General features: G+C 60.0%; 13 protein-coding genes. 4 read left to right on the top strand and 9 right to left on the bottom strand.

Annotation, left to right across the window (positions count from 1 at the left end; translation table 11 throughout):
• Positions 1 to 3: 3 nt before the first annotated feature.
• The 7 genes from CKW21_RS05320 to CKW21_RS05290 all read right to left on the bottom strand — a co-directional run bounded on the left by CKW21_RS05320 (position 4) and on the right by CKW21_RS05290 (position 7,994).
• The gene (locus CKW21_RS05320; protein WP_095192970.1) at positions 4 to 1,476 is read right to left on the bottom strand and encodes an NAD-dependent succinate-semialdehyde dehydrogenase; all 1,473 of its coding nucleotides are present in this window, start codon (positions 1,474 to 1,476) and stop codon (positions 4 to 6) included.
• Positions 1,477 to 1,610: 134 nt separating this feature from the next.
• Complete coding sequence (locus tag CKW21_RS05315) at positions 1,611 to 2,090, bottom strand: Lrp/AsnC family transcriptional regulator (protein ID WP_095192969.1); 480 nt, start codon at positions 2,088 to 2,090, stop codon at positions 1,611 to 1,613.
• 151 nt (positions 2,091 to 2,241) lie between these two features.
• A complete protein-coding gene (gene doeB / locus CKW21_RS05310) occupies positions 2,242 to 3,243 on the bottom strand; it encodes a N(2)-acetyl-L-2,4-diaminobutanoate deacetylase DoeB (RefSeq protein ID WP_095192968.1) in 1,002 nt (333 codons plus the stop codon).
• Between the two features lie 3 nt (positions 3,244 to 3,246).
• Positions 3,247 to 4,437: an ectoine hydrolase DoeA gene (gene doeA / locus CKW21_RS05305; protein ID WP_095192967.1), complete on the bottom strand. Its 1,191-nt coding sequence runs from the start codon at positions 4,435 to 4,437 to the stop codon at positions 3,247 to 3,249.
• Positions 4,438 to 4,493: 56 nt separating this feature from the next.
• Positions 4,494 to 5,486, bottom strand: a complete 993-nt coding sequence (gene eutC / locus CKW21_RS05300; protein ID WP_095192966.1) for an ectoine utilization protein EutC — start codon at positions 5,484 to 5,486, stop codon at positions 4,494 to 4,496.
• Positions 5,487 to 5,521: 35 nt separating this feature from the next.
• Positions 5,522 to 6,493: a hydroxyectoine utilization dehydratase EutB gene (gene eutB / locus CKW21_RS05295; RefSeq protein WP_095192965.1), complete on the bottom strand. Its 972-nt coding sequence runs from the start codon at positions 6,491 to 6,493 to the stop codon at positions 5,522 to 5,524.
• Between the two features lie 106 nt (positions 6,494 to 6,599).
• Positions 6,600 to 7,994: a PLP-dependent aminotransferase family protein gene (locus CKW21_RS05290; protein ID WP_095192964.1), complete on the bottom strand. Its 1,395-nt coding sequence runs from the start codon at positions 7,992 to 7,994 to the stop codon at positions 6,600 to 6,602.
• A gap of 291 nt (positions 7,995 to 8,285) precedes the next feature.
• Between CKW21_RS05290 and ehuB the strand changes: the two genes are divergently transcribed.
• The 4 genes from ehuB to ehuA all read left to right on the top strand — a co-directional run bounded on the left by ehuB (position 8,286) and on the right by ehuA (position 11,400).
• Complete coding sequence (gene ehuB / locus CKW21_RS05285; RefSeq protein WP_095192963.1) at positions 8,286 to 9,143, top strand: ectoine/hydroxyectoine ABC transporter substrate-binding protein EhuB; 858 nt, start codon at positions 8,286 to 8,288, stop codon at positions 9,141 to 9,143.
• Between the two features lie 69 nt (positions 9,144 to 9,212).
• A complete protein-coding gene (gene ehuC / locus CKW21_RS05280) occupies positions 9,213 to 9,872 on the top strand; it encodes an ectoine/hydroxyectoine ABC transporter permease subunit EhuC (protein WP_095192962.1) in 660 nt (219 codons plus the stop codon).
• Entirely contained in the window at positions 9,869 to 10,528 is a 660-nt protein-coding gene (gene ehuD, locus CKW21_RS05275) for an ectoine/hydroxyectoine ABC transporter permease subunit EhuD (protein WP_095192961.1), read from the top strand. The genes ehuC and ehuD overlap by 4 nt, the downstream gene beginning before the upstream one ends.
• Entirely contained in the window at positions 10,525 to 11,400 is an 876-nt protein-coding gene (gene ehuA, locus CKW21_RS05270; RefSeq protein ID WP_371917506.1) for an ectoine/hydroxyectoine ABC transporter ATP-binding protein EhuA, read from the top strand. The genes ehuD and ehuA overlap by 4 nt, the downstream gene beginning before the upstream one ends.
• A 131-nt stretch (positions 11,401 to 11,531) precedes the next feature.
• Here the strand turns inward: ehuA and CKW21_RS05265 are convergent, their stop codons facing one another.
• Positions 11,532 to 12,260, bottom strand: a complete 729-nt coding sequence (locus tag CKW21_RS05265) for an OmpA family protein (RefSeq protein WP_095192960.1) — start codon at positions 12,258 to 12,260, stop codon at positions 11,532 to 11,534.
• A gap of 103 nt (positions 12,261 to 12,363) precedes the next feature.
• Positions 12,364 to 13,005, bottom strand: a complete 642-nt coding sequence (locus tag CKW21_RS05260) for an MBL fold metallo-hydrolase (protein WP_095192959.1) — start codon at positions 13,003 to 13,005, stop codon at positions 12,364 to 12,366.
• Between the last annotated feature and the right edge of the window lie 15 nt (positions 13,006 to 13,020).

Raw genomic sequence — 13,020 nt, 5'->3', positions numbered from 1 at the left:
GCCTTAGAACTGGCCTTGATGGTGCAGGCAGAAGTATTTGGTTTCGACAAAGGCTTCGAAGCCTTCGGTGCCGCCCTCGCGGCCCAGCCCCGAGGCTTTCATGCCACCGAACGGGATCGGATGGCCGGTGAACTTCACGCCGTTGACCGCGACCATCGCGTGATCGAGACGACGAATCAGTGGATAAATCAGGTCCAGGCGATTGGAACAAATGTAGGCGGCCAAGCCGTATTCGGTGTCATTGGCCATCTCGACGGCTTGATCAAGGGTGTCGAATGGCATCACCCCGGCAATCGGCGCGAAGTTTTCTTCGCGGTAGATGCGCATTTGAGGTGTGACATCGGCCAGCACTGTCGGTTGATAGAACAAGCCGCCCAAGGCATGAGCCTCGCCGCCGACCAATCGTTGGGCGCCTTGTTGCAGGGCATCGGCCACACGCTCGGCAGTGACATCGAATGCCGCCTGGTGCATCAGCGGCCCGATGTCGACGTTTTGTTCCTGCTCGTTCACCAGCGCCGGTCCGACGCGCAACTCACGCACTGCCGCAGCAAAGCGCTTGAGAAACTGCGGATAGATCGAGCGTTCGACCATGATCCGATTGGCCGCACAGCAATCCTGGCCGGAGGTCTGGAACTTGGCCTGCACTGCAACTTTCACCGCCAGCGAAAGATCGGCGTCGGCGCAAACGATAAACGGCGCGTTACCGCCGAGTTCCAGCGAAACCTTTTTCACATCCTGGGCCGCCGCTTGCAGGACCAGCTTACCGACGCGGGTCGAACCGGTGAAACTGACCGAACGTACGCGGCTGTCCTGTGCCAGGGTTTGCATGGCCATTTGCGGATTGCCCAACACCACGTTGAATACACCGGCTGGAAAGCCCGCCTCCTCCGCCAGTTGCGCCAGGGCGAACGCCGAGTAAGGCGTTTCGTGCGCCGGTTTGATGACAACCGTGCAACCAGCGGCCAATGCCGCGGCCGCCTTGCGGGTGATCATCGCCGACGGAAAATTCCATGGTGTCAACAGCGCGCAGACGCCAACCGGTTCCTTGAGCGTGCCCAGGTGCGCGCCCGGAATATGGCTGGGAATGTTCTGCCCGTACAGGCGGCGTGCCTCTTCGGCGAACCAGGGAATGAAACTCGCCGCGTAAGCAATTTCGCCCCGGGATTCGGTCAGCGGCTTGCCTTGTTCCAGGCTGAGAATCCGTGCCAGGTCTTCCTGGTGCTCGAGAATCAATGCCGCCCAGCGCCGCAGAATCTCTGCGCGGGCATCCAGGCTTTGTTCGCGCCAATCGGCAAACGCGCGGTGCGCGGCGTCGACGGCAGCGACGATTTGCGGCTGGTCGAGCATCGGTACATGGCCGATCAACTTGCGGTCGGCCGGGTTATGTACGGCGACGCTGTGTCCACTGTCGCTGTGAACCCAATGGCCATCGACGTAACAAAGGGCCTTGAACAGCAGTGGATGTTTGTAAGTCATGGCGTTCACTCCAATCCGTTTGCGTGAATCCATGCTAGGGCAGCAAGGCCCGGGGGATTTGAGGTTTTGCCGGGGTTCAATGGGTGGTTCTTTCTGATTGAACAGGGGCAATCAACGTATTTTTGCGGTGGGTGTCAGGACTCTTGCGCCAGTTCGGCCGGCAAGGCACCGGCGGTCTTGATGGTTTTGGTGACGATGTAGGTGAAGTAGCGTTCGATGCCCAGGTCGTCGAGCAATAACTGGTCGATAAAGCGCTGGTAATGGTCGATATCCGGTGACTGGATCATTGCCATGTAATCGACACCACCACCGGTGGCATAACAGAACGCTACTTCGACGGCCTCGTTCATGCGTTGTTCGAAACGCCGCATATCCTGTGCGGTATGCCGGGCCAGGGTGATTTCCACCAGCACCTGCTGACTCTTGAACACGGTGCTCCAGTCGATCTGCGCCCTGTAGCCCTTGATCAAGCCCAGGGTTTCGAGTTTGCGTACCCGTTCCCACGCCGGCGTTACCGACAGGTTGATGGCCTCGGCCAGGCTCGACTTGGTGATACGCCCGTCTTCGGAGAGGATCCGCAGGATTTTCAGGTCATAGCGATCAAGTTTATGCATGGGCCAGGGATCTCCAGTGATCAGAAACCATGTGGGAGAGACCTGTGGGAGCGAGCTTGCTCGCGAAGGCGGCGCATCAGTCGACATTACGGGTGTATGTCAGTCCGCAATCGCGAGCAGGCTCGCCCCCACAAGGGTTGTGATCAAACACTCAGGTCAGGACATCGGCGATGACTGCAAGGGTATCGCCACACTGCACCAAACCGGGAAAATGCCGTGCCGCCAACAAGCCACTGCGCGCCGCGCGATATTCCACCGGAGCCACGCCGCTGCGGGTGGCGTCGTAAACGCGGGCGATGACTTCGCCCTTGCTCACGGTGTCACCCAGATCACGGCACATTTCCAGCAAACCATCGTGCTCACTGGCGATGAAGCAATCGCCATCGGGCATGTCGAGCATGATTGATTCTGATGTCTGCACCTCGCCCTCAAGAATCCCGGCATGCACCAGCAAATTGCGCACTCCGCGCTCGGCAATCGCCACGCTGTGCGCACTCGACGACCCGCCACCGCCCAATTCAGTGGTGACGAACACCTTGCCCTGGCGCTCGGCGGCGGTGTCGTACATCGCTCCGGCATCCAGCTCCAGCATGCGCATGCTGTACGGCGCATTGAACGCGCGCATGCCGGCCTCGCATTGCGCTTGCTGGTTTTTATCCGGCAGCACGTGGCAGGCGGCGAAAGGCAGGAAGTCCAGGGTGCGGCCACCGGAATGGATGTCCAGCACGATATCCGCCAGCGGCAACAACGTTCGGGTGAAGTAATCGGCGATCTTCTCGGTCACCGTGCCGTCCGGTTTGCCGGGAAAGCTGCGATTGAGGTTGCCCTTGTCGATCGGTGAGGTGCGGCGCCCCGCATGGAACGCCGGAGTGTTCATGAACGGCACGATAATCACCCGACCAGTGACCTGCGCGGCCGTCAGGCCATGGGCCAGTTTGCTCAACGCCACCGGCCCTTCGTACTCGTCACCATGGTTACCGCCGGTCAGGAGCGCGGTCGGTCCTTGACCGCGCTGAACCACCGTGACCGGAATCATCACCGCCCCCCAGGCCGAATCGTCCCGGGAGTACGGCAATTTGAGAAACCCGTGCTGCACGCCTTCACGGGTGAAATCCACCGTGGCGCTGATCGGGTTGTCAGGCAATTCGTTCATGGCTCAATCCTTCACGAACAGTTGGCGTGGCACGTTGCACAGGGTTTCGACGCCGGTTTCGGTGATCAGAATGCTTTCGGTGATCTCCAGCCCCCAATCATCCATCCACAGGCCCGGCATGAAGTGGAAGGTCATGCCAGGCTGCAACACGCTGGTGTCGCCGGGACGCAGGCTCATGGTGCGCTCGCCCCAATCCGGTGGATAACTGATCCCGATCGGATAGCCGCAACGGCTGTCCTTGTGGATACCGAATTTCTCCAGCACCTTGAAAAACGCCACGGCGATGTCACCGGTGGTATTGCCCGGTCTGGCTGCGTCGAGCCCGGCGGCGATGCCTTCGACCACAGCTTTTTCGCCGTCGAGAAAATGCTGCGGCGGTTTGCCGAGGTACACCGTGCGCGAGAGCGGGCAGTGATAACGCTTGTAGCACCCAGCGATTTCAAAGAAGGTGCCGGCGCCCTTCTGGAACGGCGAATCGTCCCAGGTCAAGTGCGGTGCGCTGGCATCGGCCCCCGTTGGCAGTAACGGCACAATGGCCGGGTAATCGCCGCCATGACCGTCAGCACCGAGAATGCCACTGCTGTAGATTTCCGCCACCAGCTCATTTTTGCGCATGCCCGGTTCGATCCGTTCGAGGATTCGCCCATGCATGTTTTCGACGATGCGCGCGGCGATGCGCATGTAGGCGATTTCTTGAGGGGACTTGACCGCCCGCTGCCAGTTCACCAGCCCGACCGCGTCGATCAGTTTGGCCTTGGGCAGGTTTTTCTGCAGTGACAGGTAGGCTGCGGCGCTGAAGTAATAGTTGTCCATTTCCACGCCGAGGGTCAGTGCACCCCAGCCGCGGGCCGTGATGACCTCCCGCGACAGGTAGTCCATCGGGTGACGTTCCCGGGACTGCACGTAGATGTCCGGGTAACCGACGATATTTTCCTGCTGCATGAATACCGTGCGTTTGGCGCCGTTGGCATCCTGCCCGCGACCGAACCACACCGGCTCGCCGTCAAGGGCAAGCAGCACGCATTGGTGGACGTAGAACGACCAACCGTCATAGCCGGTCAGCCACGCCATATTCGAGGGGTCGGTGACCAGCAACAACTCGATGCCCTGCGCCTGCATGGCCACTCGCACCTTTGCCAGACGCTGAGCGTATTCCTCCCGTTCGAACGGAAGATTGACGACTATCTGAGACATGCATCTGCCCTCTTAGAGATCAAGCGTGATAAATGACGCACGGATGAAAAAACTGTTTAACTCGCGAACTGCAATCCCTTGCCCGCCGAACGCGCGCGCTCGAACGCCAGGTTGGCCATGGCCGTATCCTGGGCGCCGGTGCCGGTGAGGTCGCACAGGGTGACTTGCGCAGGGTCGCTGCGACCGGGACGCCGGCCCGCCAGTACCTGACCCAGCTCTGCGAAGTTCGATTCGTCGGTGATGGCTCCTGCCACGAGGGCATGGTGCAGTTCACCGAGAATGCGGGTCTGGCTCAGTCGATCGGCCACGTAGCGATCGACTTGCGCCAGGACCTGGGGGGAGATTTCATTCTTGTGTTCTGCGTCCGACCCCATGGCGGTAATGTGCAAACCGGGATGCAAGTGACGTACATCTATGAGCGGCTCGCGACTTGGAGTGCATGTGATCGCGATGTCCACATCGGCCATGGCCTCGTCGATGCTCGCGCAAGGCATCACCGCCAGACCGGTGTCGCGGGCCAGTTCGATACAGAACGCTTCAGCCTTGGCACCGTCACGCGCCCAGACACGAACTTGGGTAATCGGTCGCACCAGTCGCAACGCCTGAAGTTGCAATGCCGCTTGTTCCCCGGCACCGATCAGCGCCACGCTGCGGCTGTCGACCCGCGATAGCGCACGCGCCGCCACCGCTCCCGCCGCCGCGGTGCGAACGGCAGTCAGGTAGCCATTGTCCAGCAGCAAGGCATCCAGCAGTCCGGTGCGTGCCGAGAGCAGCATCATCATGCCGTTGAGGCTCGGCAGCCCGAGTTTCGGATTGTCGAAAAAACCCGGGCTGACCTTGATCGCAAAACGCTCCAGACCTGGTAGATATGCGGTTTTCACGTCCACTTCGCCGTTGTGCTCGGGGATGTCCAGACGCAGGATCGGCGGCATCGCCACCGCAGCCGTGTTCAGCAGCACAAAGGCCTGTTCGATGGCTTCGATACTCGGCAGATCCAGCGTCACGCAAGCGCGCAGATCCGTTTCGCTCAATAGGGTGACTTCACTCATCAACGCGGCACTCCGTTCAGTCGTTATTGTTGGTTTCACGCATCCGCGCCGGCGAGGACGCGCAAGTGCTGATCGATATCGACGTTGCGCCCGCTGACCACCACCACAATCGGTCCGCGCGGCTCGATCAGGCCATCGAGCAACGCGGCAATCCCGACCGCCGCCGCGCCCTCCAGCACCAACCGCTCTTCGCGGTAGGCGTGGCGCAGGGCGTCGGCGATTGAGGTTTCGCTGAGCAGGTGCAATTGATCGCAAAGGTCACGGGTCATGTGGAAGGTGTAATGGTTATCCAGGCCAATCCCGCCACCGAGGGAATCGGCCAGGGTCGGCAATTCTTCGACTTCCAGCGGGTGCCCCGCCGCCAGGCTGGCGTGCATCGCCGCGCCACGCTGCATGCTGATGCCGTGGGTGACAATCTGCGGGTTGGCCCGTTTGATCGCCAACGCTACGCCAGCAAACAGACCGCCACCGGACAACGGCACCAGTACTTGGGCGACGTCCGGTTGCTGTTCAAGGATTTCCAGGCCGAGGGTGCCCTGACCGGCGATGATTGCCGGGTGATCGAACGGCGGTAGCAGCGTTGCGCCTTGCTCACGGGCAATCCGCTCGGCTTCGCGCTGGGCGTCATCCTGGGATTGACCGACGATGCACACTTGGGCACCGAGATCGCGAATGGCCTGGACCTTGTTGGCCGGCACCCGGTGCGACAGGCATATGGTCGCTTTCACGCCTTGCCGTGATGCGGCGTACGCCAGGGCACGGCCGTGGTTGCCGGTCGACGCCGCCACCACGCCACGCGCCTTCTCTTCGACACCGAGTTGCGCCACCGCATTGCTCGCGCCGCGCAATTTGAAACTGCCGGTGATTTGTTGGGATTCGAGCTTGAGATAAACCGCCACTCCCACTCGCTGGGACAGACTGGGCGAATATTCCATGGGAGTGCGCCGCACCAGCGACTCAATGCGTTGGCGGGCGAGATAGATATCGTTTAGTTGCAGCGCTGACATGACCGCATCCCACTGAAGTGTTGGGCGCAGTCTAAGAGAGCTCGATTGTCGCGATGAATGTACTAGGGCAATTTAGTCGACAAACTTTTGGGGGCGCTTTCCCTGGTCAGAAATCATGGATTTGCGGGTACTGGCCGAAGATCTCGCGCATGCCCATTAACGCTTCACGCATCTCCTGATCGCTGCATTCAGCGCCGACACACACACGGACCGCCCGGGGCCGAGGTGTACCGCGTACCGTAAACGGGTCGGGTGAAGTGACTGCAATATGTTTGTGGCGCAGCGCCCGCACCAGGCTGTCGAGCTCCCAATGCGGCGGTATCCCGATCCAGGCATTCAATGCATGAGGATGCTGGCCAAGCAGGTATTCGCCCAGGTATTCGCTGACCATCGCCTGGCGTCCACCCAATAGCTTGCGTTGCAAGCCCACCAGCGTGTCGGCGCGACCATCGCGTATCCAGCGAGCTGCAATTTCCGACACCATCGGCGTGGCCATCCAGCTGTTGACCCGCAATATGCTTTCAGTGCGCAAGGCCAGCCGCTTGGGCATCACCAGATAACCGATGCGCAGGCCGGTCAGCACCGATTTGGTCATGCTGGTGCAATAGAACGACAGCTCCGGCAGGTAGTGACTGATCGGCGGGGCACGACGCTCATCCAGCAGCGGGCCGTATACGTCGTCCTCGATGATATGCACACCGAAACGCCGGGCAATGTCGGCAATTTCGCGCCGGCGGCTGTCCGGCATCAGGCTGGTGGTCGGATTGTTCAGGTTCGGCGTACAGACCAGTGCAGTGATGCGTTCATTGCTGCACATGTCTTCGAAATGTTCCGGATCAATACCATGACGATCCATCTCCAGGCCTTTGAGCGTGAAGCCCAGTACCTGGGAATTACCAATGACACCGTGATCGGTGACCCCTTCACACAGCACCACATCGTCGGGGCCGGCCAGCGAAGCCAGCGCAAGGAAAATGCCATGGGCCGCGCCATTGGTGATCAGGATGTCATCACGCTCGACCTTCAGGCCCTGGCGCCCGATCCAGTGCATCGCCGCCTCACGGTGTGATTCGAAACCGGCGATCGGGCGAAAGGCGTGAATCCACGGTTGATCCTCTTCGGTACTCAACTCGCGGCAGGTCTCGCGCCAAAACTGGTCATGCTCGCGGGTGTGCATGATCCGGGTGATGGAGAAATCCACCAGTGCCCGCTCGGGGCTGTCGAGAATGTAGGTAGCGACGCGATCGCTCATGCGTCGCGACACGAAGCTGCCACGCCCCACTTCGCAACGCACCAGGCCCTGACGCTCCAGCTCCTTATAGGCATTGGTCACCGTCTGCACGCTGATGCCCATGGCGTCGGCAACATTGCGTTGCGGTGGCAGACGCTGATCGTTGGCCAGGACACCCTGCTCGATATCGTCGGCAATCGCCTGTACCAGAATCTTGTATTTGGACTCGCCGCTACGGGCGATTTCCAGTGCTGCTTTCCACTTGTCCATCGGCGCTAAACCCGCGTGCATGCCAGTGCCGACAGCATCCCGCGAGAATCCGTGCAAAGCAATTGTCCTAGTGCAATGCAATGTTGCACAGGGCTTTTGTATGCTCGGTCCAAGGTCGATGCACAGGCTACTTGTCCAGCCTCCAACAACAACCAATCGATCTGTACCGGAACTGTGCCCCCAAGCTTCGGCTCAACAGGAAACGGCTCTCGTACGCTTTGCTCTTGTCACACTGCCTCCTACCACAGAGCCGTCCAACGACGGGTCCACAAGAAACAGGAGATTTTATCGATGAGCAATTCCTTTCCCGGCACTCCCCATGTTTTACGCCGCCTGTTCGTGGCTTGCGCGATGCTGGGCCTGGCCGCCAGTGCCCACGCCGCCACTACGCTGGAAACCATCAAACAGAAAAGCAGCATCCGTATCGGCTATGCCAACGAAACCCCGTTCGCTTTTACCGAAACCGATGGTCGCGTGACCGGTGAATCGCCGGAAATCGCAAAAGCTATCTTCGCCAAAATGGGTATCAAGGAAGTCGACGGCGTTCTGACCGAATGGGGCTCGTTGATCCCGGGTCTGCGTGCCGGTCGTTTCGACGTGATTGCCGCAGGCATGTACATCACCCCGGAACGCTGCAAACAGGTGTTGTTCACGGATCCGCAGTACCAGTTACCGGATGCATTGCTGACCGCCAAGGGCAACCCGAAGAACCTGCACAGTTATGAAGACATCGCCAAAAACCCGGATGTGAAGCTGGCGATCATGGCCGGCACGGTCAACCTGAAATATGCACGGGATTCCGGTGTGAAGGATGCACAAATCCTCCAGGTGCCGGACACCACCGCTCAATTGCAAGCCGTGCGCGCCGGCCGCGCCGATGCGGCGGTGGGCACTCAACTGACCATGAAAGGCCTGGCCGCCAAGGGTGGCGACAAGGTCCAGGCGGTTGTCGAGTTCAAGGACGACCCGTCGCACACCGGTTACGGCGCCCTCGCCTTCCGCCCGGAAGACAAGGACCTGCGTGACGCGGTGAACGCCGAACTGAAAAAGTGGCTGGGCTCTGAAGAACACCTGAAAACGGTCGCACCGTTCGGCTTCGACAAATCCAACGTGACAAGCAAAACGGCTGCCGAGCTCTGCGCTCAATAGTCGAAACAGGCATGGCGCCACGGTGCGATGCCTATTTCCCTGCTTAATCCGGATGGCCAGGTGTGAACCATGGGTGAATTACTTCCGTTATTGATACAAGGCGCCTGGGTAACCCTCCAGGTGACGTTCTTCGGCTCGATACTGGCGATTGTCGCGGCGATTCTCGCAGCGCTCGGGCGCATGTCGCCATGGCGTCCCCTGAGCTGGTTTTCCATTGCCTACATCGAGGTGTTCCGCGGCACGTCGCTGCTGGTGCAGTTGTTCTGGCTGTTTTTCGTGTTGCCGTTGCCGCCGTTCAACCTGGAACTGAGTCCGTACAGCGTGGCCATTGTCGGTCTCGGCCTGCACATCGGCGCGTACGGCGCCGAAGTGATGCGCGGCGCGATCAGCTCGGTGGCAAAGGGGCAGTACGAGGCGGCGACCGCATTGAACTTCAGTGGCTACAAGCGCTTTCGCCGAATCATTCTGCCCCAGGCGTTGTTGGCGGCGATTCCACCGGGCACCAACCTGTTGATCGAATTGTTGAAGAACACCTCGCTGGTGTCGCTGATCACCTTGTCCGATCTCAGCTTTCGGGCTCGGCAACTGGATCAGGCGACGTTCCAGACCCTGGAAATCTTCAGTCTGGCGCTGGTGATGTATTTCGTCCTGGCCCAGGCGATCAATATCGGGATGCGAGGCATTGAGCGGCGCCTGGCGCGCGGTCGGATGCGTGGAGGATTGTCATGACCCTGTTCGACTGGACCTATGCCTGGCAGATCCTTCCCGATTTGCTGCGCGCATCGCTCAATACCGTGGGGATTACCCTGATCGGCTTCCTGATCGCCATTGTGCTCGGGCTGTTCCTGGCCATTGGCCGACGCAGCCGCACGTTGTGGCTGTCATGGCCAACCGCCGGGGTGATCGAGTTCATTCGCAGCACGCCGCTGCTGATCCAGGTGTATTTCCTCTATTACGTGCTGCCCAATTACGGTGTGAGCATGACCGCCATGCAGGTGGGCATCATCGGCATCGGTGTGCATTACGCCTGCTACATCGCCGAGGTTTATCGAGGAGGCCTCGACGCCGTACCCCGGGCGCAATGGGAGGCCGTTACGGCACTCAACATCGCACCGTACAACGCCTACCGCAACATCATCCTGCCCCAGGCCCTGCGCCCCATCCTGCCGCCGCTGGGCAACTATCTGGTGGCGATGCTCAAGGACACGCCGGTGCTGTCGGCCATCACCGTGGTGGAAATCATGCAACAGGCCAAGAACATCGGCTCCGAAAACTTCCGTTACCTGGAGCCCATCACCATGGTCGGTCTGTTTTTCCTCGCCCTGAGCATCGCCTTGGCTTATCTGGTACGGCGCCTTGAACTGCGCCTGGAGCTACGCAAATGACCTCTCCACTCTCGACATCCAACGACCTTTCCCGGCGCGGCAACCTGACACCGCTGCATCCGCAGGAGGCCACGGCCATGCAGACACCCAACCCGGTCAAGCCGATTGTCAGCTTTCAGGACGTCACCAAGAGCTACGGCAATTTCACGGTACTCGACCATTTGAATCTGGATGTCACGCCAGGCGAAAAGGTCGCGATCATCGGCCCCAGCGGTTCGGGGAAATCCACGTTATTGCGGGTGTTGATGACTCTCGAAGGTATCGATGACGGCTTGATCCGCATCGATGATGACCTGCTGACACACATGCCCAATCGCAACGGCGTGCTGGTACCGGCCAATGACCGGCACATCCGTCGCGTGCGCGGCAAGATCGGCATGGTGTTTCAAAGCTTCAACCTGTTCCCGCACATGACGGCGCTGCAAAACGTCATCGAAGCACCGGTGCAGGTGCTGGGCATGAAGCCCGCCGAAGCGCGCGAACGAGCGGCCGATCTGCTGGAGATGGTGGGGCTGGGCAGCAAACTGGGGCACTACCCTTCACAGTTATCCGGGGGGCAGCAACAACGGGTGGCGATTGCAAGAGCATTGGCCATGCGCCCCAAAGTCATGCTGTTCGATGAAGTGACCTCGGCACTTGACCCGGAATTGTGCGGCGAAGTACTCAACGTCATCCGCAGACTCGGTGCCGAACACAACCTGACCATGTTGATGGTGACGCACCAGATGGGGTTCGCCCGGGAGTTCGCCGATCGGGTGTGCTTCTTTTACAAAGGACAGATCCATGAACAGGGCACACCTGCACAAATCTTCGAACACCCTCAACAGGAGCGTACCTGCGCGTTTCTCAGCGCAGTGAAAGAGGCTAACTGAAAGGGCGAAAACCAGATACCAATGTGGGAGCGAGCCGGCTCGCGAAAGCGGTGCGTCAGACAACATTCATGTCGACTGACACTCCCTCTTCGCGAGCCGGCTCGCTCCCACATTATTTTATTGCGGCGTTTTTATGGATACTGCTGAACCGTACCTTGTTGCTGACCGCCATACTGCTGGCCAGGAATCGCCTTGAGGTTGACCTCCACACGGCGGTTCTGCGCGCGGCCGTTGACGTCTGCGTTGCTGGCAACCGGGTTATCCGGGCCGGCGCCACGGGCGCTCAGGTTGGCACCGCTGACACCTTGCGAGGTCAGGTAAGTCGCGACGCTCTGGGCCCGACGCTGGGACAGGTCCATGTTGTGCTGACGGCTGCCGGTGCTGTCGGTGTAGCCGACAATTTCGATCTGGTTCTGGTTGAATTCTTTCAGCGAGCCGGCCAGGTTATTCAGCGGCTGGTAGAAGCTGGAAGCGATGTTCGACGAATCAGTGGCGAACGTGATGTTGCCCGGCATGATCAGCTTGATCTGATCGCCCTCGCGCTGAACTTCAACGCCGGTGTTGGCCATGCTGGCACGCAGTTTTTTCTCCTGCTGGTCGGCGTAGTAGCCGTAACCGGCAGCGGAAGCCCCCACTACCGCAGCACCGATCAGCGCGCCTTTGCCACGGTTGTTGTGGTCGATGGCGGCACCCGCCAGGGCGCCGGCCAATGCGCCGAGGCCACCGTATTTGGCGGTTTTGCTCATGCCCGTGGAGCCGCTATCGGCCTGACCCTGATTGTCGTAAGGGTTGGGCGATGCGCAACCGGACAATAGCGCTACGGCAGTAGCCACAATAATCAAACGACGTTTGGTGAACATGAAGTGCTCCTACTTTTTACATTCTGTGGTGCAACGGACGTAAGCATCGAACCTTTGCGGGCGTTGGATCGTTTCGACGGATGAAAATTCCGCGCGTTACAAATCAGGCCCTGACAAAAGGATTTTCGCGCATCTCATCCCCCAGACGGGTGTCGGGACCATGTCCAGCCACCACAGTCGCCTCTTCGTCGAGCGTATACAGCCGCTGCTTGATCGAACGCACGATAGTCGCCTGATCGCCACCCCACAAATCCGTGCGACCTACGCCGCGACGAAACAGGGTGTCACCGGCAATCAGCAGCTTGGCATCCGAAAACCAGAAGCTCATGGAACCCGGCGTATGACCCGGTGTGTGCAACGCCACGCCACAACCGCACGCCAGCTCCTCATCATCGGCCAACCAGCGATCCGGCGATGGCACCGGCGTATAGGGAACACCGAACATCTGACACTGCATTTCCAGATTGTCCCAGAGGAACTGATCTTCCTTGTGCAAGTGCAATGTGGCGCCGGTTTTTTCCTTCAACTGGCCGGACGCCAGGAAGTGATCGAGGTGTGCATGGGTATGAATGATGCTGACCACTTTCAGGCCCAAGGCATCCAGTCGCGCGAGTATCAGCTCGTGATTGCCACCCGGATCGACGACGATGGCCTTTTTCGTGATCGGATCGCCGATGATCGTGCAGTTGCACTGCAACGGGCCGACGGGGAAGGTTTCGCGGATCAGGGAGGGTTGCTGAGACATCGGGGCCTGCTCGAT

The sequence above is a fragment of the Pseudomonas sp. Irchel 3A7 genome, from assembly GCF_900187565.1.
Lineage (GTDB): Bacteria > Pseudomonadota > Gammaproteobacteria > Pseudomonadales > Pseudomonadaceae > Aquipseudomonas.
This window is presented reverse-complemented; position numbering and strand designations above follow the sequence as displayed.

Bases quoted from the DNA above. Each gene is read 5' to 3' on its own strand.
- CKW21_RS05320 (WP_095192970.1), bottom strand. From the start codon at position 1,476: ATGACTTACAAACATCCACTGCTGTTCAAGGCCCTTTGTTACGTCGAT.
- CKW21_RS05315 (WP_095192969.1), bottom strand. From the start codon at position 2,090: ATGCATAAACTTGATCGCTATGACCTGAAAATCCTGCGGATCCTCTCC.
- doeB (WP_095192968.1), bottom strand. From the start codon at position 3,243: ATGAACGAATTGCCTGACAACCCGATCAGCGCCACGGTGGATTTCACC.
- doeA (WP_095192967.1), bottom strand. From the start codon at position 4,437: ATGTCTCAGATAGTCGTCAATCTTCCGTTCGAACGGGAGGAATACGCT.
- eutC (WP_095192966.1), bottom strand. From the start codon at position 5,486: ATGAGTGAAGTCACCCTATTGAGCGAAACGGATCTGCGCGCTTGCGTG.
- eutB (WP_095192965.1), bottom strand. From the start codon at position 6,493: ATGTCAGCGCTGCAACTAAACGATATCTATCTCGCCCGCCAACGCATT.
- CKW21_RS05290 (WP_095192964.1), bottom strand. From the start codon at position 7,994: ATGGACAAGTGGAAAGCAGCACTGGAAATCGCCCGTAGCGGCGAGTCC.
- ehuB (WP_095192963.1), top strand. From the start codon at position 8,286: ATGAGCAATTCCTTTCCCGGCACTCCCCATGTTTTACGCCGCCTGTTC.
- ehuC (WP_095192962.1), top strand. From the start codon at position 9,213: ATGGGTGAATTACTTCCGTTATTGATACAAGGCGCCTGGGTAACCCTC.
- ehuD (WP_095192961.1), top strand. From the start codon at position 9,869: ATGACCCTGTTCGACTGGACCTATGCCTGGCAGATCCTTCCCGATTTG.
- ehuA (WP_371917506.1), top strand. From the start codon at position 10,525: ATGACCTCTCCACTCTCGACATCCAACGACCTTTCCCGGCGCGGCAAC.
- CKW21_RS05265 (WP_095192960.1), bottom strand. From the start codon at position 12,260: ATGTTCACCAAACGTCGTTTGATTATTGTGGCTACTGCCGTAGCGCTA.
- CKW21_RS05260 (WP_095192959.1), bottom strand. From the start codon at position 13,005: ATGTCTCAGCAACCCTCCCTGATCCGCGAAACCTTCCCCGTCGGCCCG.